The following is a 23,098-nucleotide window of genomic DNA, read 5'->3' as shown; positions in this document are numbered from 1 at the left end:
CCATTTCGATCACGCAGAGCGAGAAGTGCACATGGCTGTCATAGCAAATTTTTCCGCCGGAATTCTCACCGTCTTTGGCGACGGCAACAACAACGCGGTCACGTTGGGCCGGAATGCGGCCGGGACAATCGTCGTCAACGGCGGCGCGGTCGCGGTCAAAGGCGGCCCCGCCACGGTCGCCAACACCAAATTGATCCAGGCCTTCGGGCTGGACGGCAACGACATCATCACGATCGACGAGAGCAACGGCGCGATGCCAGCGGCGAACCTGTTCGGTGGCGCCGGCAACGATACGTTGACCGGCGGATCCGGCGGCGACATGCTATTCGGCCAGTCCGGCAACGACACGCTGTTCGGCAAGGGCGGCAATGACCTGCTGTTCGGCGGCTCCGGCAATGACGTGCTGGTCGGCGGCGACGGCGACGACCAGATGTTCGGCGAGGCCGGCGACGACCGCATGATCTGGAACCCCGGCGACGACAGCGACCTGATGGAAGGCGGCGAAGGCATCGACACCACCGAGGTCAACGGCGGTAACGGCAGCGAGATCTTCGCCATCACGGCCAACGGCACGCGCGTGCGCTTCGACCGGGTCGATCCGGCACCGTTCTCGCTGGACATCGGCACCACGGAAAACCTCGTGGTCCATGCAGGTGGCGGCGACGACGTCATTACTGCCACCGGCAATCTCGCTGCGCTGATCAATCTGACGCTCGACGGTGGCGCCGGCAACGACACGATCCTCGGCGGCAACGGCGCCGATCGCCTGCTGGGCGGCGACGGCAACGATTTCATCGACGGCAACCAGGGCAACGACACCGCCCTCTTGGGCGCCGGCAACGATACCTTCCAGTGGGACCCCGGCGACGGCAGCGACAAGGTCGACGGGCAGGCCGGAACAGATACCCTCCTCTTCAACGGCGCGAACATCAGCGAGGACATCACCTTGTCCGCCGCCAGTGGCGGACACACGCAGCTGACCCGCAACGTCGGCAACGTCACGATGGACCTCGACAGCATCGAAACCATCACCATCAATGCACGCGGCGGCAGCGACAACATCGTCGTCAACAATCTGGCGGGCACCGACGTCAAACAGGTCAATATCGATCTCGGATCGGCCGGCGCCGGTGACGGCGCGGCCGATACCGTGACGCTGGTGGGCACGAACAGCGCCGACGCGATTCAGATCTCCGGCTCGGGCACGTCCGTCGCGGTCACGGGCCTGCCGGCCGCCGTCAACATCACCAATGCGGAAGGCGCGAACGATGCCCTTCTCGTCGAAGGCCTCGCCGGCAACGATACGATCTCGGCGGCCGCGCTTGCCGCGGGGATCGTGCACCTGACGATCGATGGCGGCGCCGGCAATGACACGATCACCGGCAGCGGCGGCAACGACACGCTGATCGGCGGCGACGGCAACGATTTCGTCGTCGGCGGCCGCGGCAACGACGTCGCCCTGCTGGGTGCTGGCACGGATGTCTTTCAATGGAATCCCGGCGACGGCAGCGACACCGTCGAGGGCGGCACCGGCGTCGACACGCTGCAGTTCTTCGGCGCCAACATTGCCGAGACCATGGCCGTTGTGGCGAACGGCGACCGCGCCCTGCTGACGCGCGACGTTGCCAATATCACGATGGACCTGCACGGGGTCGAGCACGTCGATATCCACGCGTTGGGCGGCGCCGACCATATCGCGGTGGGCGATTTGAGCGGGACCGACGTGACGCGGGTGAACATCGACCTCGCCGGTCCGGCCGGAACGCCCGACGGCGCCGTCGATACCGTCTCGGTCGACGCGACCCAGGGCGCCGACACGTTCGGCGTCAGCGGCAATGCCGGCGGCGTGACGGTGTTCGGCCTGCATGCGGCGACCCACCTGACCTCCATGGACGCAACCGATCAGCTGACGCTCAATGGCCTTGCCGGCGACGACACCATCGACGCCAGCGGGCTCGCTGCCGGCGTGCTGCAGCTGACGATCAACGGCGGCATCGGCAACGACACCATCCGCGGCAGCCAGGGCGACGACCTCATCAACGGCGGCGACGGCAACGACGTCGCCCTGATGGGTGCAGGCAACGACACCTTCGTCTGGAATCCCGGCGACGACAACGACACGATCGAGGGCCAGGCCGGCAGCGACACCCTGCTGTTCAACGGCGCCAACATCGCCGAAACCATCGACATCTTCGCGAACGGCTCCCGTGCCGAGCTGACGCGGGACGTCGCTTCCATCACGATGGACACGGGCGGCGTCGAGACGATCGCGTTCAACGCCCGCGGCGGCGCCGACAAGATCACCGTCGGCGACATGAGCGGCACCGACGTGACGCAGGTGAAGATCGACCTCGGCGGCGTCCCCGGCACCCCCGGCGGCGACGGCGCGGTCGACAACATCACAATCAACGGCACCGGCGGGGACGACGTCATCACGCTGTCGCTCAACAGCAACGGCGCGCTGGTGATCGACGGTCTGGCCAGCCAGGTCGTGATCGAGAATTTCGACTTCAACGACACCATCACTATCAACGGTCTGGGCGGTGATGACGTGATCACGGCGTCGGGCGTCGGCCCCGGCGGGCCGCACCTCGTTTTCGACGGCGGCGTCGGCGACGACGTCCTCATCGGAAGCGCCGGCAACGATACGCTGCTCGGCGGGATCGGCGACGACATCCTGAGCGGCGGCGGCGGCATCGACGTGCTGGACGGAGGGCCCGGCAGCAACGTCGTGCTTCAATCGCTGCTCGCCCATGCAAGCTTGCACGCGGGCACGCTGGTCTAAACAGGCGGTTCCGGACTTGCGTTGGCGGCGTCGGCGCCCAGGCGTGACGCGCCGACGCAATCACTCGCAAGTCGGCCGGCCGCATGGCTGACCTCCGATCGCCGCGACCGCGGGCGCTTGTCGATCTCGCCATTTCCTGATCCTCTCTCCCCAATCGCCGGAGCAACCGGCCATGCCTTAAAGGGAGAGAGACGCCATGAAGCTCGGCACCGCCATTGCGGAAATCATGCGGCGCGAGGGGATCGAGATCCTCTGCGGCTATCCCGTCAATCATCTGATCGAGCATGCGGCGAAAGCCGAGATCCGCCCGGTGATGGTGCGGCAGGAGCGCGTCGGCATCCACATGGCGGACGCGATCTCGCGCGTAACCTCGGGACGCAGCATCGGCACGTTCTGCATGCAGCATGGGCCCGGCGCGGAGAATGCGATGGGCGGCGTCGCCCAGTGCTTTGGCGAATCCGTTCCCGTGCTGGTGCTGCCGATGGGCTATCAGCGCCGGCTGTCGCATATCGAGCCGAACTTCAATTCCAGCGAGGCGATGAAGCCGTTCGCGAAATCGTCCGAGCCGATCATCCTGGCGGCCGAGGTCGCCAACATCTTCCGCCGCGCCTTCACCAAATTGAAGAACGGCCGCGGCGGGCCCGTGATCGTCGAGATCCCCTCCGACATGTGGAACGAGGAGGTGCCGGAGCCGCTCGACTACACGCCGGTGCTGCGCACGCGCTACGGCGCCGACCCTATGCATGTGACGGAGGCCGCCAACCTGCTCATCAACGCCAAGCGTGCGGTGATCTATGCCGGCCAGGGCGTGCATTACGCGCAGGCCTGGCCGCAACTGAGGCGGCTCGCCGAGCGGCTGGCGATCCCCGTCACCACCAGCCTCGGTGGCAAATCCTCGTTCCCGGAGACGCATCCGCTCTCGCTCGGCTCCGGCGGCCTTGCTGTGCCGCGCGCGGTGCCGAAGTTCCTCGCGGAGGCCGACGTCATCTTCGGCATCGGCTGCTCGTTCACGGAAACGAACTTCGGCATCGCCATGCCGAAGGGCAAGACCATCATCCATTCCACGCTCGAACCCAATCATCTCAACAAGGACGTGGAGGCCAAGATCGGCCTGGTCGGCGATGCCGGTCTCGTGCTCGACGCGCTGCTGGAGGAGATCGGCAAGACCGTCACCTCGGATCGCGATGCCTTAGCCGTTGCGGCCGAGATCGCGGCCTCGCACAAGGAGTGGCTGGCGAAATGGATGCCGAAGCTCACCAGCAATGACGCACCCTTGAGCCCCTACCGCGTGCTGTGGGATCTGCAGCACACCGTCGACATCGACAACACCATCATCACGCATGATGCCGGCAGCCCGCGCGACCAGCTCTCGCCGTTCTGGAAATCGACAAAACCTCTCACCTATCTCGGCTGGGGCAAGACGACGCAGCTCGGCTACGGCTTGGGCCTTGCGATGGGCGCAAAACTGGCGAAACCCGACAAGCTCTGCATCAACGTCTGGGGCGATGCCGCCATTGGATTCACGGGCATGGATTTCGAGACCGCGGTGCGCGAGCGCATCCCGATCATGTCGATCCTGCTCAACAATTTCTCGATGGCGATCGAATTGAAGGTGATGCCGGTCTCGACCGAGAAATATCGCTCGACCGACATCTCCGGCGACTACGCCGCCATGGCGCGCGCCTTCGGCGGCTACGGCGAGCGGGTGACGAGACCGGAGGACGTCATCCCCGCGATCGAGCGCGGCATCCAGAAGACGCAGGAAGGCGTGCCGGTGCTGCTGGAGTTCATCACCAGCAAGGAGACGGAAGTGTCGCGGCCGGGCACGTGAGGCAAGCCGAACGCTGGCTCCGACCGCGGAGGATGTGATAATCCGGCTCGATGCCGCGCGGCTCGCGGCATCGGACTGGATTACGAATGACTGACCGTCCCAACGATATCGCCAACGAGCTTGCAGCCGAGAATGCGCGGCTACGCAGCGAGCTGGCGACTGCGCGGGATCGCCAGAGCGCCAGCGCCGAGATCCTGCGCAATATCGCGGCCTCGCCTTCCGACGCCCGTCCGGTATTCGCCGCGATTGCGTCCAGCTCCAAGCGCTTGCTCGACGGCTTCTCCGCCACGGTGCTGCAGTTCATCGGCGACGAGCTGCACCTCGTGGCGTTTACGCCGACCAGCCCGGAGGCGGACGATGGGCTGAAGGCCTCCTTCCCCCGCAAGATCGCGGAGTTTCCGACCTTCGCGCTGGTGCGCGGCGGCGAGACGATCCAGTTTCCCGACAGCGAAGCCGAGGACGTTCCGGAGCTGAACCGCGAGCTGGCGCGGCTGCGCGGCTTCCGCAGCGTGCTATTCATGCCGCTGATGAACCGCGGCACGCCGGTCGGCATGATCAGCGTCACGCGCGCCCAGCCCGGGGCCTTCGCGCCCGACCTGGTGCAGTTGCTGCAGACCTTCGCCGACCAGGCCGTGATCGCGATCGAGAATGCACGCCTGTTCAACCAGACGAAAGAGGCGCTGGAGCGCCAGACCGCGACGGCCGACATCCTGAAGGTGATGGCGGCCTCGCCCTCCGACGTGCAACCGGTGTTCGAGGCCATTGCCGCCAACGCCAACCGGCTGATCGGCGGCTTCTCCACGGCGGTGCTGCGCTATGTCGACGGCGCCGCGCATCTTGCGGCATTCACGCCGACCGATCCGGCCGGCGATCGTGTGCTGCAGGCCTCGTTCCCCGTGCCCTTCGCGCAATTCCCGCCCTACCAGCTGGTGGCCAAAGGGGCCGCCGCGCAACTGCCCGACACCGAGCTCGAGCCGGCCGCGCGCGACATCGCGCGTGCCCGCGGCTACCGCAGCATGCTGTTCGCGCCCTTGATGAGCGAGGGCGAAGCGATCGGCCTCATCATCGCGACGCGCCGTACGACTGGTGCCTTCGCCGAGCATCACGTGCGCCTGCTGCAGACCTTCGCCGACCAGGCGGTGATCGCGATCAAGAATGTCAGCCTGTTCAATGCGACGCGGGAAGCGCTGGAGCGCCAGACCGCGACCGCCGATATCCTCAAGGTTATCGCGGCTTCGCCCGCCGACGTCACGCCGGTATTCCAGGCCATCTCCGACAGCGCCAAGGCGTTGATCGGAGGACATTCGTCCACCGTTATCCGCCTCAAGGACGGCATGCTGCATCTGGCTGCCTTCACCACCGACAATGAAGCGGGCAATGCCGATCTGCTCAGTTCCTTCCCGGCGCCGCTGTCGTCATCGGGCATTCACAGCCGGGTGGCGAGAAGCGGACAATATGCCTTCCGCAGCGACATGCAGAACGAGCCTGATCTCACCGAGGCCATGAAGGAGCTGGCGCGGACGCGGGGCTATCGCAGCATCCTCGTGGCGCCGATGCTGCGCGACGGCGTTGCGATCGGCACCATCGCCGTGACGCGGCCGCAAGCCGGTCAGTTCCCGGACAAGGCGATCAACCTGCTCAAGACCTTTGCCGACCAGGCCGTGATCGCGATCGAGAACACGCGCCTGTTCAACGAGGTGCAGGACCGTACGCGGGAGCTTGCGAAATCGCTGGACGATTTGCGGGCGGCGCAGGACCGGTTGGTGCAGACCGAGAAGCTTGCTTCGCTCGGCCAGCTCACCGCCGGCATCGCGCACGAGATCAAGAATCCGCTCAACTTCGTCAACAATTTTGCATCGCTCTCCGCCGAATTGACCGACGAGCTGAACGAGGTGCTCGCGCCCGTCACCCTCGCGAACGATGTCCGCGCCGAGGTCGACGAGCTCACGGGACTCTTGAAGGACAATCTCGGCAAGGTCGTGCAGCACGGACGGCGCGCCGATTCCATCGTCAAGAACATGCTGCTGCATTCGCGCGAGGGCGGCGGCGAGCATCGGATGAGCGACATCAATGCGGTGGTCGAGGAAAGCCTCAACCTTGCCTATCACGGCGCGCGGGCCGAGAAGCCGCAGTTCGACGTGACGCTCGAACGCGACTTCGATCCGGCGGCCGGCTCAGCCGATGTGTTCCCGCAGGAGATCACGCGGGTGCTGCTGAACCTGATCGGAAACGGATTCCATGCGGTCGCCAAGCGCAAGGCGGAGAGCGAGGCGGCCGGTTACGAGCCGGTCGTGACCGCCGCGACCCGCGACCGCGGCGATCGCATCGAGATCCGCATTCGCGACAACGGCACGGGAATCCCGGACGAGGTGAAGGAGAAGATGTTCAATCCGTTCTTCACCACCAAGCCGGCCGGTGAAGGCACCGGCCTCGGACTGTCGATGAGCCACGACATCGTGGTGAAGCAGCATGGTGGCACGATCGACGTCGCGACGGAGCCGGGCAAGTTTACCGAATTCACGATCATGCTGCCGCGCAAGAGCAGCTTCCCGGATCGTGCGGGCTGAGCTTACTCCGCCATCTCGACGGGTTGCTTCGCCGAGGGGCCGGCCAGCGGCCGCTCCTCCATCGCGATCAGGCACAGCGCGGCAATGGTCATCAGCGCGGTGGCGGCGCCGAACACGTAGCGGAAGGCGTGCCGCATGTCCTCAGTGGGAATCGCCACGCTGCCCGCGGCGTGATGCTCGCCGGCGAGCGGAACGTCGATACCGAGCGCGATGAGCAGGATCGCCGCGAACGCGGCGACCGTGAACGAGGACATCAGCGAGCGGAAGAAGTTCATCGCGCCGGTGATGGTGCCGACCTGCGGGCGCGCGACCGAGTTTTGCAGCGAGACCACGCAGACCGGGAAGGTGGTGCCGAGCCCGAGCGCGAACGTCGCCATCAGCATCAAGAGCCCCCACAGCGGCAAGGTGGTGAGCGTGAGGCCGAGGCCGCACAGCGCGGCCCAGGATGTGCCGATGATGGCGACGCGCTTGTAGTGTTTTGCACGGGCCATGGTGCGGCCGGCGACGGCCGCGCCAATGGTCGAGACCGCCGCAAGCGGGATCAGCGCGAGACCCGCCTCGCTTGCGCTCAAATGGTAGACCTGCTCGTAATAAAGCGGCAGCTGCACGGTGAGGCCGGTGATCGCCCCGAGCCCGCAGCCGCCGGCGGTCAGCGCGAACGGCGCCACCGATCCGGTCAGCAGCTTGAGCGGCAGGAACGGCTCCTCAGCCCGGCGGGCGTGCCACACGAAGCTGACCGCGAGCGCGACAGCGCCGCCCACCATCGCCAGCACGGTCGGCGACAGCCAGGGATAGCGCGTGCCGCCCCAGGTCAGCACCAGCATGAAGACGACGGCCGAGGCCATCAGCAGAATACCGCCGAGCCAGTCGACCTTGCGCTTGCGGTGGAATACCGGGATCTTCTTCATCTTCGGCAGCAGCATCACGATCGCTGCAGCCGCGAGCGGCAGGTTGATCCAGAAGATCATCGACCAATGCAGATGCTCGGCGAACACGCCGCCGATGACCGGGCCCAAAATGCCGCCGACCATCCAGACGCTGGAGAAATAGGCCTGATACTGGCCGCGCTCGCGAGGGGAGACGACGTCCGAGATCACGGTCTGCACGACGGGCATGATGCCGCCGCCGCCGAGGCCCTGAAGGCCGCGCGCCAGGACCAGCATCGGCATGTTCGGTGCGATCGCGCACAGCACCGAGCCCGCCACGAACAGGCTAAGCGAGGTGATAATCATGGCGCGGCGGCCGTAGATATCGCTGAGCGTGCCGAACACCGGCGCGACCGCGGTCGAGGCGAGCAGATAGGCGGTGATGACCCAGGAGAGATTGGAGACGTCCTGGAACTGGCGCCCGATGGTCGGCAGCGCGGTCGCCACGATGGTCTGGTCGAGCGCCGCCAGGAACATCGTCAGCATCAGGCTGATGACGATGGTGCGGACCTCGTCCTGTGACAGCGGCGCCGGCGGCGTGATGGACGGGGCGTCATCGACGCTGATGACCTCGCTCGGCAGCCGGGACAGCTCCTCGGCGATATCGTCGGGCAAAGTCTGGATGTCGGCAGAACTGCTCTGCCGGTCGAACTTGTTCATCTCGCTCGGACGTCGTGGGGCGGCGCAACGCCGCGAAGGATTCGTTCTATGCAGCCCAATCTAGACAGCAAAGTTTGTCCCGGGCAGGCACCACGGCGCATGGGTGCATCCCGCCCCCGAGCCATCCCGACCACGTGATCGGCTGCGTGCCGCGCCTCAGTCCTTCGGACGTCGCTTCAGGCGGGCCCGTTTCGGCAGCAGGGCCGGCCATTGCACGATGTGGTCCTCGAGCTCCTGGTCCGGGATCTCCTCCTCGCTGCCTTCGACCCGGCCGCGCACGGAGACGCCGGCTTCGTGGACCGTGTTGGGATCACCGGAGACCAGCGGATGCCACCAATAGAGGTCCCGCCCCTCGGCGACGAGCTTGTAGCCGCAGCTCGGCGGCAGCCAGTTCAGGGTGCGGACATTGGCCGGCGTGAGGCGGACGCAATCTGGAACCTTGTCGGAACGATTCGGATAGTCCTTGCAGGCACAGCTGGCGCCATCGAGCAGCTTGCAGCCGACATGGGTGAAATAGATCTGCCCGGTGTCCTCGTCCTCGAGCTTGTTCAGGCAGCAGCGGCCGCAGCCGTCGCACAGGCTTTCCCATTCGGCCCCCGACATCTCTTCCAACGTCTTGGTTTTCCAGAAGAATCCTTCCTGGCCGGAAGGTCGTTTGGGAGCTGCGGTCATGCGCCTCAACAAAGGTTCGAAAGAGTAACGGCGACGCCATCTAGGGCGTGCGGCCGGGATGGTGCAAGCAACGCGCCCGCAAGGCCCGTAATGAACCGGGGTCAATTAGGCCTGTTGTTCAAAATCGCGAGCGTGACCATTGGTTTATGGGCCCCGCTCGGCTAGAAGGAACAGCAAGTCCCTCGGATGCTGGCCGGGCGCCTTGGGTTTGCCGCAACATTCCCCCAAGACGTCTCGATGCCGCCCCGGCCGGGTGCTTGAACGCTTTCGAAGCGAGCCTCAAGGGTTCTAGGTGCGCCAGATCATACCACCGCATTGGAAGCAGAAGGTCCGGAATTTCTTCCTGGATCTCGATGCGCGCATCGACTCCTCGCTGTTCTCCTCGGCCAAGGGCATCCGCGAGCTCTACGAGCGCTACTCGACCTTCATGGACCGGTTCTATGTCGGACGCTGGAAGCGCTGGGTGTTCATCGAGCCGCTGTCGGAGGCCGCGACGCTGGGCCTCGGCGGCCTGGTCGTGATGCTCACCCTCGCCATCCCCGCCTTCCGCGAGACCGCGGACGAGGACTGGCTGAAGAAGTCGGATCTCGCCGTGACCTTCCTCGACCGCTACGGCAACCCGATCGGCAGCCGCGGCATCAAGCACAACGATTCGATCCCGCTGGAAGATTTTCCTGATGTCCTGATCAAGGCGACGCTGGCGACCGAGGACCGCCGCTTCTACGAGCATTTCGGCATCGACATCGCCGGCACCGCGCGCGCCCTCGTCACCAACGCGCAGGCCGGCGGCGTCCGCCAGGGCGGCTCCTCGATCACCCAGCAGCTCGCCAAGAACCTGTTCCTGAGCAACGAGCGAACCATCGAGCGCAAGGTCAACGAGGCCTTCCTCGCGGTCTGGCTGGAATGGCGCCTGACCAAGAACGAGATCCTCAAGCTGTATCTGGACCGCGCCTATATGGGCGGCGGCACCTTCGGCGTCGACGGCGCGGCGCATTTCTACTTCAACAAATCCGCGCGCGACGTGACGCTGGCGGAAGCTGCGATGCTGGCCGGCCTGTTCAAGGCCCCGACCAAGTACGCGCCCCACATCAACCTGCCCGCCGCGCGCGCCCGCGCCAACGTCGTGCTCGACAACCTCGTCGATGCCGGCTTCATGACCGAGGGCCAGGTGTTCGGCGCCCGCCGCAATCCGGCGTTCGCCGTCGACCGCCGCGACGAGGCTTCGCCGAACTATTATCTCGACTATGCCTTCGACGAGATGCGCAAGCTGGTCGACACCTTCCCGAAGTCCTACACCGAGCGCGTCTTCGTGGTGCGGCTCGCCATCGACACCAACGTGCAGAAGGCGGCGGAGGACGCGGTCGAGAACCAGCTGCGCCAGTTCGGCCGCGACTATCACGCGACCCAGGCCGCGACCGTCGTCGCCGATCTCGACGGCGGCATCCGCGCCATGGTCGGCGGCCGCGATTACGGCGCCAGCCAGTTCAACCGCGCCACCGACGCCTATCGCCAGCCCGGTTCCTCGTTCAAGCCTTACGTCTACACCACCGCGCTCCTGCACGGCTTCACGCCGAACTCGATCGTGGTCGACGGCCCGGTCTGCATCGGCAATTGGTGTCCGCAGAACTATGGCCATTCCTATTCCGGCTCGGTGACGTTGACGCAGGCGATCACGCGCTCGATCAACGTGGTGCCGGTGAAGCTCTCGATCGCGATCGGCCAGAAGGAGCAGCCGAAGGCGCCAAACCCGGCCAAGATCGGCCGCGCCAAGATCGTCGAGGTCGCGCGCCGCTTCGGCCTCAAGGCGCCGCTGCCCGACACGCCGTCGCTGCCGATCGGCTCGGACGAGGTCACCGTGCTCGAGCACGCCGTGGCCTACGCGACCTTCCCTAACCGCGGTAAGGCGGTGACGCCGCATTCGGTGCTCGAGGTGCGCACCGGCGCCGGCGACCTCGTCTGGCGCTGGGACCGCGACGGCCCGAAGCCGCGGCAGGCCATTCCGCCGAACATCGCCGCCGACATGGCCGGCATGATGAGCCACGTCGTCAGCGAGGGCACCGCGCGCCGCGCGGCGCTCGACGGCATTCCGACCGCGGGCAAGACCGGCACGACCAATGCGTATCGCGACGCCTGGTTCGTCGGCTACACCGGCAATTTCACCTGCGCGGTCTGGTACGGCAACGACGACTATTCGCCGACCAACCGCATGACCGGCGGCTCGCTGCCGGCGCAGACCTGGCACGACATCATGGTCGCGGCGCATCAGGGCGTCGAGGTCCGGGAGATCCCCGGCGTCGGCATGGGCCAGAAGCTCCCGCCGCAGCATGTAGCCAACGCGCAGGCCAATGCGGCGCCGAAGATCCTGGAGACCAAGCCGGGTCCGCCGCCGGTGCTGACCAAGCGCGGCGCCGACATCCTGGTGCGGGTCGAGAAGCTGCTGGATGACGCGGCCAGGACGGCGAAGAAATCGGCGGATACCGACGCCAAGCCGTCCTCGGCGACGAGCGCCCTCGCCTTCCCGCAGAACTATGCGGAAGAGAATGCCAACGCCTCCGCTCCGCGCAAGAACTGATCGAAACCCGTGCGGCTGATCCTGATCACATTGACGGCCCTTCTGCTCGCGACGGTGGTCGGCGTCGGCGCGACCTGGATGACGACGACGCGCGGCACCGAGATCGGTGCGCTCACCATCGGCGCCTGGACCGCCCGCCCCCGCACCGGCACCGCCGACGTCGATCCCTATTCGCGCGCCACCATCGTGCGCAACGGCGAGCTGCCGATCGGCACCGGCGACGGCGTCGCCTTCACCGCCACCACCGACGACAAGAAGAAGGCGCTCGACGGCCGCTGCGACGTGATCGTCTCCGGCGTGACGCCGCCGGCGCGGTTCTGGACGCTGACGCTCTACGATCGCAAGGGCCATCTCGTCGCGAACTCGCTGGCGCGCTACGGCTTCACCAGCCAGGAGATCGTGCGGTCCTCCGACGGCTCGTTCGAGATCCGGATCGCCTCGCGCTCGCGCGCCGGCAATTGGCTGCCGACCGGCGGCATCGAGCGCTACGCACTGATGCTGCGCCTCTACGACACCCCGGTCGGCGTGGCGACCCGCACCCAGCGCGATGCGCCGATGCCCTCGATCTCGACGGTGGGCTGCTCATGATACGCCTGCTGTTCACAATCGTTGCCGGCATCGTTCTGGGCCTCGTGGTCCATCTCGTCAGCGTGCTGGCGCTGCCGCGGATCGCGACGCAGGACGCCTATTCAAGGCTGACGCCGATGACGAAGGTGAACGCCGTCACCCAGCTTCCCCTCGCCGATCCCAGCACGTCGCCGATGCCGTTCATGGACCCGGCCTTCGCACTGGCGATCTGCCGCTACGACCTTTCGGGCGGACCGATCAAGCTCACCGTGCCCGTCAGCCAAGCCTACACCTCGGTGTCGTTCTACACCCGCAACGAGATCGCCTATTACGCCATCAACGACCGCTCGGCGGGGCGCAAGGTGATCGAGCTCGACCTCATGACGGAAGCGCAGCACAACGAGCTGCCCGAGGACGAAGAGGTCACCGCGGCCGACCGCCTGATCATCGATTCCCCGACCACCACCGGCCTGATCTTGATGAAGGCGCTCGCCGCCGAGCCCGGGCTGATGCAGCAGGCGCAGGCAACGCTTCAAGCCGCGACCTGCGCGCCGCAGACCGAGCCGCCGGCCAAGGCCGAGGCGCCGCGCGGACGGCGGTGAAGCTCGGCCGGTTCGGCAGGCCTCATCACGAAAAGCGCGAAAACAACCCCATGCACAGTAGCGGGGGCATTGAAATCATTGGGCGCTTGCCTTGGACTCATAAAGCGGCCGGCGAGCCAATGTCGGCTCGGTCCCGTCACTGATCCAGGCGCCCGGCACACGCCGCTCCCGCCGGCAACGCCGCCTCCGCCGATAACACAACCTCGTTTATGAACCTCGCGGCCCCACCGGGAAGGGTAGAGCTGGATGCGAGCGCGATCACGAGGTTGCGGTTTGGAAAGTTCAAGATGAGCTGGCTCTGCGAGCCGGAAGCAAAATAGGCCGGCGAGCCATCGCGCGTCGCACCCTGGGTGGATTTTGATCTGTCGCCCTATCCCGCCGTGCTAGTCTAGCTCATCGGCAGCGAGTAGGGTCTCGCGCGGCTGTGGTTGCTGCTCTCAAGGCCGAAGGGCTGGTGCCATGGCCGGTTACGCCGCCTCATTGACATTGCAGACAGCGACGCCGTTATCGGTCAAGGGCCGCCCTCGGCAGCTTTCAAAGCGCAATTCAGCTTCGTCCTCGGAAGCGGACGGTGTGAGGCCGGGAGTGGAAGTCAGCCACGGGCCAAACCCGGAAATAGACCGGGTCTATTCGATCACCTCGTCGGCGCGGGCGAGTAGTGAGGCCGGGACAACGACGCCAAGCGCCCTAGCGGTCTTCAAATTGATCACCAGTTCGAACTTGGTCGGTTGCTCGACGGGCAGGTCAGACGGTTTCGTTCCCTGGAGAATCTTGCCTACGTAGATCGCGGCGCGGCGACTCAAATCAGGAAGATTCGGTCCGTAGGACATGAGGCCGCCAGCCTCGACATAGTTCCTGGACTGGAAGACAGCCGGCAGCCGATGCTCTGCCGCGAGATCCGCGAGGCGTCGTCGCTCAAGTTGGAATACGGGTGTTGGCCACACGACCAGAGCACCCGCGCGCGCACTGGACATATCCGAGAAGACCCCGTCGAAGTCCCCCCGTTCCCGCGCCTCAAAAACTTGAAGCTCCATCCCGAGCGCCCGCGCCGAGGCATCGGCCTCCTTTAGTCTAGCCTCTCTGACGCGGTCGGGCATGGTATCTGGTTTAAAGAGAAGAGCGACCCGACTGGCCCCCGGCACGGCTTCCTTGACCAGTTCCAGCAACTTGCCGATAAGGTCGGGAAGGGTGATAGAAAACCCTGTGACGTTACCGCCAGGCCGCGCCAAGCTGACGACGAGGCCCTCTGCTACCGGATCACCAACAGCAGCGAAGACGATGGGGATAGTCGCCGTCGCCCGCTTGGCGGCTATGGCGGCGAGTGTGCCTCCAGTGGTCAAGATGACATGGACCTTGAGCATAACCAGTTCGGCCGCGAGAGCGGGGAATCGCTCGGGGTTACCCTCCGCCCAGCGATAATCGATCGTCACGTTCTGGCCCTCGGCGTAACCGGCTTCGCTCAGTCCCTGACGGAACGCGGCCAGAAACACCTCCGTGTCGGACGAGCCCATACCGAGGTAGCCGATCACTGGCATCGCCGGTTGCTGCGCCCGCGCGGCCAGCGGCAACGCCGCCGCGCCACCGATTGCCGCAATGAAATCTCGCCGCTTCATAGTCCGCCCCCGGCTCAGAGCCAATATCCTATCGGCTCAAACAATCATCCGATAGGTGCACCACATGCGCGCTGATGTCTCTTGTGGGTCGAAATGCGAAGAACGCAGTGTGAGCAAATCTGGTCCGCTTCCCTGCGCCGAGCGGACCTCAACGCGAGCGCGCGAGCACTTCGCTGATGGGCCACGACCGGACATCAGGTCGATTACGACCGGGGCCGCGCGACTGTCTTGCTACGGCACGAAAAACCATGAACATTGATCGGCAGTTCCAAACGGCTCGATGATTCAGAAACAGGAACCGCAATCGGGGGGCATCATGAAGAAGCTCTCGGGCAATGTAGTCGCGTCAACGCTGGGGTTGGCGATCATCCTGTTGTGGCTCACCAATGCGCAGGCCGCCGAGCTCAGAGTGTTGGCCGGCGGCGCCATGACGACGATTTGGGGAGAGCTTAAACCGAAGTTCGAGCATGCCTCGGGCCACAAGCTCATTGTTCGCTTCGGTACGACCCCCGAACTAATCAAGCTGGCCACGACTGGCGGTCCCTTTGACCTCGGTGTGGTCCCTCGGGAAGTATTCAAGGACGCTGCCGCTCAAGCTCAGTTCGTAGCCGGGCCGACAACTGACATTGCTCGCGTGGGGCTCGGGATCGCGGTCCGTTCCGGTGCTTCCAAACCCGACATTAGCACGCCGGATGCCCTGAAGCAGACGTTGCTCATGGCGGAATCAGTCGCCACCATCCCCGCTAGCGCGGCCGGTGCACAGGTTTTGCGGGCGTTCGAACGTCTCGGCATTGGTGAAGCGATGAAGGCTAAGATCAGGGCGCAGCCCGGACCTGCCAAGGTCGTCGAGGCGGTTGCCAACGGCGACGCAGAGGTTGGCGTTTTCCTTATCAACGTGCTCACCGCCCCGGGACTCGACGTTGTTGGGCCATTCCCCGGCGATTTGCAGCAGGATGTGGTATTCACAGCGGCGCTTTCAACGGACACCAAAGAGACGGCCGTTGCGCAGGCGTTGATCACCTATCTCAAGACACCGGAGGCGGCTGCCATCATCAAGGCCAAGGGGATGATGCCGTAGATGGCGCAAGCCGTGAGATCACTTCGTGCCAGCATCCGGAACATCAGGTTTTGATGTATCCGATCGGACAGGCCGCTTTGGGTCAAAATGCGAATAACTCAGGTTGAGCAAATCTGGTCCCTGCGCCGCATTGAGCGGACCTCCGTCAAACGGCGCGCGACTTCGCCGATGGGCCAACGCCAGACTCGGGAGGCTCAATCACGTCGCGTGTTTGCCTCAAAAGGATCGGCGCAGCCATCGCCCCCGCTCGGTAATGCGGTCAATGCACCACAAAGATTATCGGCGAACGATCCAGCCTCGACGTGGCGGCTGGGTTAGGGGTGAAGAAAAACTCCTGGCTGCTGCCGGGCTTTCTCGCGCAGAGATTCCCACGTATTGTAGCTGGATCATAGCCCTGCTGTGCTGTTGATGCGAGCTTAGCGGTGTTCAGGCGATGAACCTAGATCTCGTTCTCCTAAGATTTATCAACAGCTTCGCTCATCGCTCATCGAGCTTCGATGCGTCAGTCAGCTTTTTGGCCGATCTACCATTACTCAAAGGCGCGCTACTAACATCGATTCTATGGTTAGTCTGGTTCCAACCCTACCGGAATCAAGAAACGCGTCGCGAGCTAGTCATTTCAACCCTTGCCGCGACGATCACGTCACTCGTTCTGGCAAAAGTCATCAGATCGCTATTGCCGTTCCGGTTACGACCCATTCATGACGCCGCGACCCGCTTCACACTGCCTTATTATGTCTCCAGCGAGACATTATGGAACTGGAGCTCATTCCCGAGTGATACTGCTGCTATGGTATTTGCTTTAGCCGTGGGTCTGCTGATTATTTACGGTCGATGGGGATGGCTCGCTATCCTGTACAGTTTGGTCGTGGTTGGTATCCCCCGCATCTACCTCGGCTACCACTATCCATCGGATGTTGCTGCGGGCGCTGTGTTAGGGGGCCTATTTGCATATATCATGAGCCGTGACGAAATCAGGACGCCTTTAAGCCGCCCGTTACTATCATTGAGCCAATGCTATCCGGGCGCGTTCTACTGTGCATTTTTCGTTTTAACGTACGAGATCGCGACGGTGTTCGAGAACACGCGGCAAATCATCGCCGTCGTCTCGAAGTTGTTTCGGTAGCCGACCTCCAACAATCCGTCGCGCGCTCGTCTCGACAGGCCCCGCAATCCTGCGCAAACGCGCGGTGCGCGAAGAGGCCGATCGCGTGTCCGAAGCAAAGGCGGCTTCTCCGATGGGTCCGCATGCACGGAGCGTTACACCTTGATCGCGCATGCGCGCGCCGACGGCATCATCTCGCCGTCCGACGTCGTGGTCCGCTTCGGGTCAAAAGCTGAAGGTCGTCGGCTTACGCGATGAGGTCTGTTATGGGCCAACAGGAACCAACGTCAGCAAGCGGCCGTGATGGAAGGCCGATGATTGGGGTGGGCACGAAGCTGTCTTATGCGCACCAGAGCGTACGCAGGCGGCTCCTGGCACAGAAGTCCACGGCACCGGACATAGACTATGGAAGCCGGAGCAAAGTCACCCAAGGAAAGCCAATAGTATCAAAATCCGGCCCGAATCTAGAACGTGTATGGCAAGCGATAGCAGTCGGGCCGACCAAAATTACCAGATGCTCATAGTTGGCGGGCTTGTCTTTCGAGGCGTATGCGATGAGATCGCCGGGCTGAAGCTTGGTCAAAATATTATGTTTTGTAAGTGGCAAATCTCTAGGCTGAAACTGCGGCCCCACCACTGTTGCCAGCTTCGCAGAAACCAGATGCGGCACCATTTCAGGTACCGTGTCTCGACCATAGGCGCCAGCTTGCTTAACGTGCGGGGCTGTCTGTAGTGGTAGGCCGCCGCCCTCAATGTGAGTCCCCATGACCTTCATGGCCGGCGGCCGTCCGATGCAGCAGGAGATAAAGTGAGTGCAATCCTCCTCTCCGGCTACAGCGCCGATCTGGCTGAATGGAAGGCCGGGTGTTAGATTCACACCATTTACTGCTTTGGGATATCCGGTTTTGGTAGCTATTCGCCCGTCCGATGTGATCTTGTCATGGAACATGCCCGCGTAAATTATTGCGAACATTCGCTTGTATATCCCGACGGGCGGAGGTGGCGCTGGGAGTCTCTTGATCACATCCATTGCTATGTTGATCAAGTTCATGGTGATCGAGCCAACGATGCCGTCACCGACAATGTTATTGCGTGACTGAAATTCGACAACCCGCGCCTTCGTCCTAACTCCGAAGATTCCATCTGTCTTGAGAAGCGCGTTCGCCGTGTCGAATTTGGGCTGATTATACTGGGCTATCGTATTAAGAGCGTTTTGAAGATGTTTGACATCTTCGCCGCTCAATCCCATGGACAGTTGCCTTGGCATGTTCGCCTGCCCTATCTTAAGTGGTCAGCACATAGCATAGCATGACCTGGCTTTGCTGCCACCATGTCACCGGGCCTTGTTCTTAGGGCGTCACTGAGGTGTAAGTGACCTTTATGGATCACAAGCGGCCGTGAGCGGGCATCGCCGTGATAGTCCGCTATAGCCCAGACGCGGACTCCTGGCTTTGGTCTTGCACCCATTATCGGCCGCAACTCGTGCGTTGATCGTTCAACCTGTACGTGGAAACCTGAATCATCATGATGATCCGCACATCCGATATGGCTTCGGTCTTCTTCCTGAGCCGCGTCAGTGCGCGAATTTGAAGTGGGCGACCGTCGCCGATGCGACCGTCAGCAATGCCGAAGCAATCCAGATCGGCACCAGCAGGAAGATGGCTAGCGCGCCCTGCCCACAGGCACCGCACCCAACCCAAAACACGATGGGAAAAAGACAGAGCAGGATGACGATGGCACATCCCGTGCTGAGCCAGACGCCTCTTCTTCCCCATCGCCGACCAAAGAGCCATGGCACGGCGGGAAAGCCAAAGGACAGAACAACCAGGGAATTCACGAGAACGTCGAACATGATCTCTGCCCGATCGGCATTTCGATCGCGCTCCCAACCGACGCGGCCGGCCGATCTTATGCCCGGCTCTTGGTCGTCAACGCCTGGCGGATGGTTCAAGCTCATGCAACAAGCGCGCGAGCCCTCGTCATTCCGCGCCGGACTAACGCTCCGTCGAAACAAGCGTGCTCACGATCGCCGCTTGACCGAATGATCCCTCCGCGCCCACAGCAGTGCCAACGGTCCCAGCGCGATACCGGCTGCCAGCACGACGAACACCAGCAGCCAGCCGCTCGCACTCTGCGGTCCGCCCGCCGTGTCGAGCGCGACGCCGGTGCCCCAGGCGCCGAGCGCCGACAAGCCGAAGCCGACCGTGGAGTGCAGGGCCAGGGTCGCGCCGCGATGCTCGGAGACGGCCGCCGCCGACATGCCGGCGGTCAACGCACCTGAATCAGCCGGCACCGTCAGGCCGTAGATCATCAGCAGCAGCGCCAGCAGCCACGCCGGGGCCGTTGCATTGAGGCCGATCACGAGCGCGACGCAAGCCGAAGCGATCATCACGACCGTGATCGCGCGATGCCGCCCGAATTTCAGAGCGGCCTCGTTGCCGAGAATGCTGGCCGGCATCGAGATCACCGCGAAGCAGAAGCTCATCAGCACCGGCGTCATCCAGGACGGCCCGCCCTGATGCGCAACGACGAAGGTCCAGAATCCGACCAGCCAGGTGCGAATGCCGTAGAGCTCGAAGCAGTGCGCGCCGTAGCCGAGGATGTAGCCGAGCGCCTCGCGATTGGCGAAGACGGGCGCGAAGTTCAGCAGCCGTCCCGCTTTCGCAGCCGGCCGACGGCCCTCGATCAGAAGGCACGCGACCACCATCGCGATCGGACCGACGCCGGTGACATAGAACGCGGTCCGCCAGCCCCAGCGATCGGCGAGGACTTGCGCAACCAGGAACGACAGGCCGACGCCGACCGAGAAGCTCGACGTGTACAGCGTCACCGCCCGCGAGGTGTCGCCGGCGGGCAACCGGTCGGTCAGCGCCTTCAGCCCCGGCATGTAGGCGCCGGCAAAGCCCAATCCTGCGACCGACCAGATGATGGTGCCCGACCAGAATCCGTCGGCGAAGATGCCGAAGGCCGCGGTTGCAAGTCCGCTGACGATGGAGCCGCACAGCAGCACGATCCGGGCATCGATGCGGTCGGTCAGTGTCGTCAGCACCGGCACGGCCAGCATGTAGCCGAACGCATAACCGCTCGCCATCAGTCCGCCTTCGGCGGCGGACAGTCCCCACGCCGGCATCAGATGCTGCGCCAGATTCGCGGACAGCGTCACGTGCGGCAGCAGATTGCCGAGCTGGCCGATGCACATCACCGCGATCAGCGGTCCCCCGTCCAGACTCCGAATGCTCGCCTCCCGTCTGATGCGGGGCAATCGCATATGGGATCGATTTCCCCTGTGGCTATCCTTCGAGACGCCCGCCTTTGGCGGGCCCTCAGGTGAGGATCGCGTGCGCGGCTGTCGTTGCGACAAGCACCGATGCTGCTTAGTGCGTCATGAACAGCCGCACCCCGCGCGGCCTGCCTTCTTGGCGATTTCATCGGCGGCACAGCAGGCTGACGTCTCTTCCTTCGCCGGACCGCCGCAGCATCCCGCGCCCGCCGCCTCGACGCCGCCGCGCGTGCAGACGCCGGTCTCCGGCAGCACGAGCTCGACCCGCGCCGCAGCCTTCTTGTCGCCGGCGATGTCGGCCGCGATGGAGCGGACCTGCTCGTATCCGGTCATCATCAGGAAGGTCGGTGCACGGCCGTAGGACTTCATGCCGGCAAGATAGAAGCCCGGCTCGTCGTGCGCGAGCTCGCGCGCGCCGTGGGGACGGACTGTGCCGCAGCTATGCTCGTTGGGATCGATCAGCGGCGCGAGCGCAACAGGCGCCTCGATGGCCGGATCGAGGCGCAGCCTCAGCTCGGACAGGAACGACAGATCGGGACGAAAGCCGGTGGAGACGACGAGTTCATCGGCCATTACACTTCGCGCGCCGCCGCCGGAAATCCTGAGGCGACCTTCGGACTCCGAGAGGTGAGTGACTCCGAACTCGCTCTCAACCCTGATCTTGCCGGCGGCCACGAGTGCGGCAAAGGCTGCGCCGAGTTCGCCGCGCGCGGCAAGCTTGTCATTGCGGCCGCCGCCGAATGACTTTGCGGGATCGGCGCCGCGCAACAGCCAGATCGCTTGCGTGCCGGACACCTCGCCCGCGAGCTGTGCGAGATCGATCAGCGTCCCCACCGCGGAATGGCCGCCACCGAGCACGGCAACAATCCTGCCGGCATATCTGGCGCGGTCGGTGCCCCGCACATCCGGCATGCCATAGGCGATGCGGTCGGCGCGCTCGCGCTCGCCGATCGCAGGCAAGCCGTTGCTGCCGGCGGGATTGGGGGAGAACCACGTGCCCGATACGTCGATAACGGCATCGGCCAGCAGCACCTCGGGACCCCTGCCATTCTGATAGCGGATCTCGAACGGCGCCCGCTCCCTGCCCTTCGTTTTCGCCTTGTCGAAGCCGGCGCGGCTGATCGCCGTGACCCGGCTCGACATGCGGATCGTCTCGCGCAGCGGCGTGCGCGTTGCGAGCGGCGTCAGGTATCGGTCGATCAGCTCGCCGCCGGTCGGATAGGATTGAGGGTCCGGCGAATTCCATCCCGTCGGCGCGAGCAGGCGCGCCGCCGCCTTGTCGACATTGTATTCCCATGGCGAGAACAGCTGGACATGTTGCCACTGGCGGATCGCGTGGGCGGCTTCAGGCCCGGCCTCGAGCACGATCGGAGACATGCCGCGCTCGAGCACGTGCGCAGCGGCGGCGAGCCCAACCGGCCCTGCACCGATGATGGCTACCGTCTTGGCGCTCATTTTGGCGTTCATTCCGACTTATCCTGTATTTCTAGAATCATCGAATAAATTCACAAAAGGATCACGCCGCCGTTTGCGCTCCCTTGCATCCAGCTTCGTCGGCGCAACACTCCGCCGCCAGGAAGGCGACGAGGCCGCGCATCGCATCGAAGTTGGCGTGGCAGATCAGCGTCGTCGATTCCCTGACCTGGCTGACGAGCCCGACCGCAACCAGGGTCTTGATGTGATGCGACAGCGTCGACGCCGGGATCTTCAGCTTCTCCTGCAAGCGGCCGACGGGCATGCCCGCGTGCCCCGCCCGAACCAGGGCCCGGTAGATCTGGAGCCGGGTTTGATTGCCCAGGGCCTCCAAACGTGCTGCTGCGTCGGCGATCTTCATGACACCCACGCTGCGCCCGTCCGCGCTCCCTGTCAAACCATATTTCTAGAATATTCGAATTAATGCGCGACTGACGACGAGCTTCAGGTTGACGCTCTTCCGTGATTTCCGTAAATCTGGATATATGGAAAACAGAGAAGCTGTCCTCGCCCTCGCTGCACTGGCCCAACCGACCCGTCTGGAAGCATTCCGGACGCTGGTCAGGCACGAGCCCGAGGGCCTTGCCGCCGGCGACCTCGCCCGCCTGCTTGAGGTCCCGCAGAACACGCTCTCAGCGCATCTGGCGATCCTGAGCCGGGCGCGCCTCGTCTCTTCCGAGCGGCACAGCCGCTCGATCGTCTACCGCGCCAATCTCGACGAATTCCGCGACGTCGCGCTCTTCCTGCTTCGCGATTGCTGCGGGGGACGACCGGAGGTCTGCAATCCCGTCGTCAGACACTGCAATCCTGCTGCTCGCCGAAACGAAAGGAGCGAAGCCGTGCCTGACCATATCTACAATGTGCTGTTTCTGTGCACCGGCAATTCGGCACGATCCATCCTGGCCGAGTCGATCCTTCGCAAAGACGGCGCCGGCCGCTTTCGGGCCTTCTCCGCCGGAAGCACGCCAAAGGGCGCGGTGCATCCGCTCGCGCTGCGCACGCTTCAGTCCATGGACTACCCGGTCGACGGGATGCGCGCGAAGAGCTGGCTGGAATTCGCAGCCGCCGATGCGCCCGTGATGGATTTCGTATTCACCGTTTGCGACAACGCAGCCGGAGAAGCATGTCCGGTCTGGCCCGGCCACCCGACGACGGCGCATTGGGGTATCGAAGATCCTGCAGCTGTCGAAGGTTCTGAGCTGGAGAAGCAGGCAGCGTTCGTCACTGCGTTCCGCTACCTCAAGTATCGGATCGATGCCTTCGTAAATCTGCCGCTCAGCAGCATCGACCGACTGTCGCTCGGCACCAGGCTGCGCGAGATCGGCCGCTCCGATGGCGCGACGTCCAACCGAGGCGACGTGGCCTGA

General features: G+C 64.3%; 17 protein-coding genes and 1 pseudogene. 10 read left to right on the top strand and 8 right to left on the bottom strand.

What is annotated here, in order from left to right:
• The first annotated feature begins 31 nt into the window (after positions 1 to 31).
• From XH84_RS07725 to XH84_RS07715, 3 genes are all read left to right on the top strand, one after another.
• Entirely contained in the window at positions 32 to 2,785 is a 2,754-nt protein-coding gene (locus XH84_RS07725; protein WP_128918967.1) for a beta strand repeat-containing protein, read from the top strand.
• Between the two features lie 196 nt (positions 2,786 to 2,981).
• On the top strand, positions 2,982 to 4,616 hold the full coding sequence (locus XH84_RS07720; protein ID WP_128918966.1) for a thiamine pyrophosphate-requiring protein: 1,635 nt from the start codon (positions 2,982 to 2,984) through the stop codon (positions 4,614 to 4,616).
• 86 nt (positions 4,617 to 4,702) lie between these two features.
• Entirely contained in the window at positions 4,703 to 7,183 is a 2,481-nt protein-coding gene (locus tag XH84_RS07715) for a GAF domain-containing sensor histidine kinase (RefSeq protein ID WP_164936195.1), read from the top strand.
• A gap of 2 nt (positions 7,184 to 7,185) precedes the next feature.
• On the opposite strand, the gene XH84_RS07710 is transcribed toward XH84_RS07715, so the two are convergent.
• Together XH84_RS07710 and XH84_RS07705 are read right to left on the bottom strand one after the other, a co-directional pair.
• Positions 7,186 to 8,769: an MDR family MFS transporter gene (locus XH84_RS07710; RefSeq protein WP_128918964.1), complete on the bottom strand. Its 1,584-nt coding sequence runs from the start codon at positions 8,767 to 8,769 to the stop codon at positions 7,186 to 7,188.
• Between the two features lie 156 nt (positions 8,770 to 8,925).
• Positions 8,926 to 9,441 carry a YcgN family cysteine cluster protein gene (locus XH84_RS07705; RefSeq protein ID WP_128918963.1) on the bottom strand — a complete coding sequence of 172 codons (516 nt, stop codon included), beginning with the start codon at positions 9,439 to 9,441 and terminating at the stop codon, positions 8,926 to 8,928.
• Positions 9,442 to 9,733: 292 nt separating this feature from the next.
• On the opposite strand from XH84_RS07705, the gene XH84_RS07700 reads away from it, so the two are divergent.
• The 3 genes from XH84_RS07700 to XH84_RS07690 are packed head-to-tail and all read left to right on the top strand — an operon-like array spanning position 9,734 to position 13,182.
• On the top strand, positions 9,734 to 12,013 hold the full coding sequence (locus tag XH84_RS07700; protein WP_128918962.1) for a transglycosylase domain-containing protein: 2,280 nt from the start codon (positions 9,734 to 9,736) through the stop codon (positions 12,011 to 12,013).
• A 9-nt stretch (positions 12,014 to 12,022) separates the two neighbouring features.
• Positions 12,023 to 12,601 (top strand): DUF1214 domain-containing protein, encoded by a 579-nt coding sequence (locus XH84_RS07695; RefSeq protein WP_128918961.1) that lies wholly within the window; start codon positions 12,023 to 12,025, stop codon positions 12,599 to 12,601.
• Positions 12,598 to 13,182 carry a DUF1254 domain-containing protein gene (locus tag XH84_RS07690; protein WP_128918960.1) on the top strand — a complete coding sequence of 195 codons (585 nt, stop codon included), beginning with the start codon at positions 12,598 to 12,600 and terminating at the stop codon, positions 13,180 to 13,182. The genes XH84_RS07695 and XH84_RS07690 overlap by 4 nt, the downstream gene beginning before the upstream one ends.
• 626 nt (positions 13,183 to 13,808) lie before the next feature.
• Here XH84_RS07690 and XH84_RS07685 read toward each other — a convergent pair.
• A complete protein-coding gene (locus XH84_RS07685; protein WP_128918959.1) occupies positions 13,809 to 14,795 on the bottom strand; it encodes an ABC transporter substrate-binding protein in 987 nt (328 codons plus the stop codon).
• 316 nt (positions 14,796 to 15,111) lie between these two features.
• On the opposite strand from XH84_RS07685, the gene XH84_RS07680 reads away from it, so the two are divergent.
• A complete protein-coding gene (locus XH84_RS07680) occupies positions 15,112 to 15,873 on the top strand; it encodes a molybdate ABC transporter substrate-binding protein (protein ID WP_128918958.1) in 762 nt (253 codons plus the stop codon).
• A gap of 433 nt (positions 15,874 to 16,306) precedes the next feature.
• Positions 16,307 to 16,999 carry a phosphatase PAP2 family protein gene (locus XH84_RS07675; protein ID WP_128918957.1) on the top strand — a complete coding sequence of 231 codons (693 nt, stop codon included), beginning with the start codon at positions 16,307 to 16,309 and terminating at the stop codon, positions 16,997 to 16,999.
• A gap of 382 nt (positions 17,000 to 17,381) precedes the next feature.
• Here the strand turns inward: XH84_RS07675 and XH84_RS07670 are convergent, their stop codons facing one another.
• The 5 genes from XH84_RS07670 to XH84_RS07650 form a co-directional block, all read right to left on the bottom strand.
• Positions 17,382 to 18,245: a peptidoglycan-binding protein gene (locus XH84_RS07670; protein WP_128918956.1), complete on the bottom strand. Its 864-nt coding sequence runs from the start codon at positions 18,243 to 18,245 to the stop codon at positions 17,382 to 17,384.
• Positions 18,246 to 18,551: 306 nt separating this feature from the next.
• Complete coding sequence (locus XH84_RS07665; RefSeq protein ID WP_128918955.1) at positions 18,552 to 18,830, bottom strand: hypothetical protein; 279 nt, start codon at positions 18,828 to 18,830, stop codon at positions 18,552 to 18,554.
• A 168-nt stretch (positions 18,831 to 18,998) separates the two neighbouring features.
• A complete protein-coding gene (locus tag XH84_RS07660; protein WP_128919032.1) occupies positions 18,999 to 20,177 on the bottom strand; it encodes an MFS transporter in 1,179 nt (392 codons plus the stop codon).
• Positions 20,178 to 20,360: 183 nt separating this feature from the next.
• Positions 20,361 to 21,713, bottom strand: a complete 1,353-nt coding sequence (locus XH84_RS07655; protein WP_128919031.1) for an NAD(P)-binding domain-containing protein — start codon at positions 21,711 to 21,713, stop codon at positions 20,361 to 20,363.
• Between the two features lie 61 nt (positions 21,714 to 21,774).
• On the bottom strand, positions 21,775 to 22,092 hold the full coding sequence (locus XH84_RS07650; protein WP_128918954.1) for an ArsR/SmtB family transcription factor: 318 nt from the start codon (positions 22,090 to 22,092) through the stop codon (positions 21,775 to 21,777).
• Positions 22,093 to 22,216: 124 nt separating this feature from the next.
• Between XH84_RS07650 and XH84_RS40635 the strand changes: the two are divergent.
• Positions 22,217 to 22,453: pseudogene (locus XH84_RS40635) on the top strand (ArsR/SmtB family transcription factor); the annotation flags it as partial.
• A gap of 117 nt (positions 22,454 to 22,570) precedes the next feature.
• On the top strand, positions 22,571 to 23,098 hold the full coding sequence (locus XH84_RS40630) for an arsenate reductase ArsC (protein ID WP_141937185.1): 528 nt from the start codon (positions 22,571 to 22,573) through the stop codon (positions 23,096 to 23,098).

Origin of the sequence: Bradyrhizobium nanningense (assembly GCF_004114535.1) — a bacterium.
In the GTDB taxonomy this organism is placed as follows: Bacteria; Pseudomonadota; Alphaproteobacteria; order Rhizobiales; family Xanthobacteraceae; genus Bradyrhizobium; species Bradyrhizobium nanningense.
The sequence above is the reverse complement of the archived record's forward strand: the minus strand, read 5'-3'. Positions and strand labels throughout refer to the sequence as shown.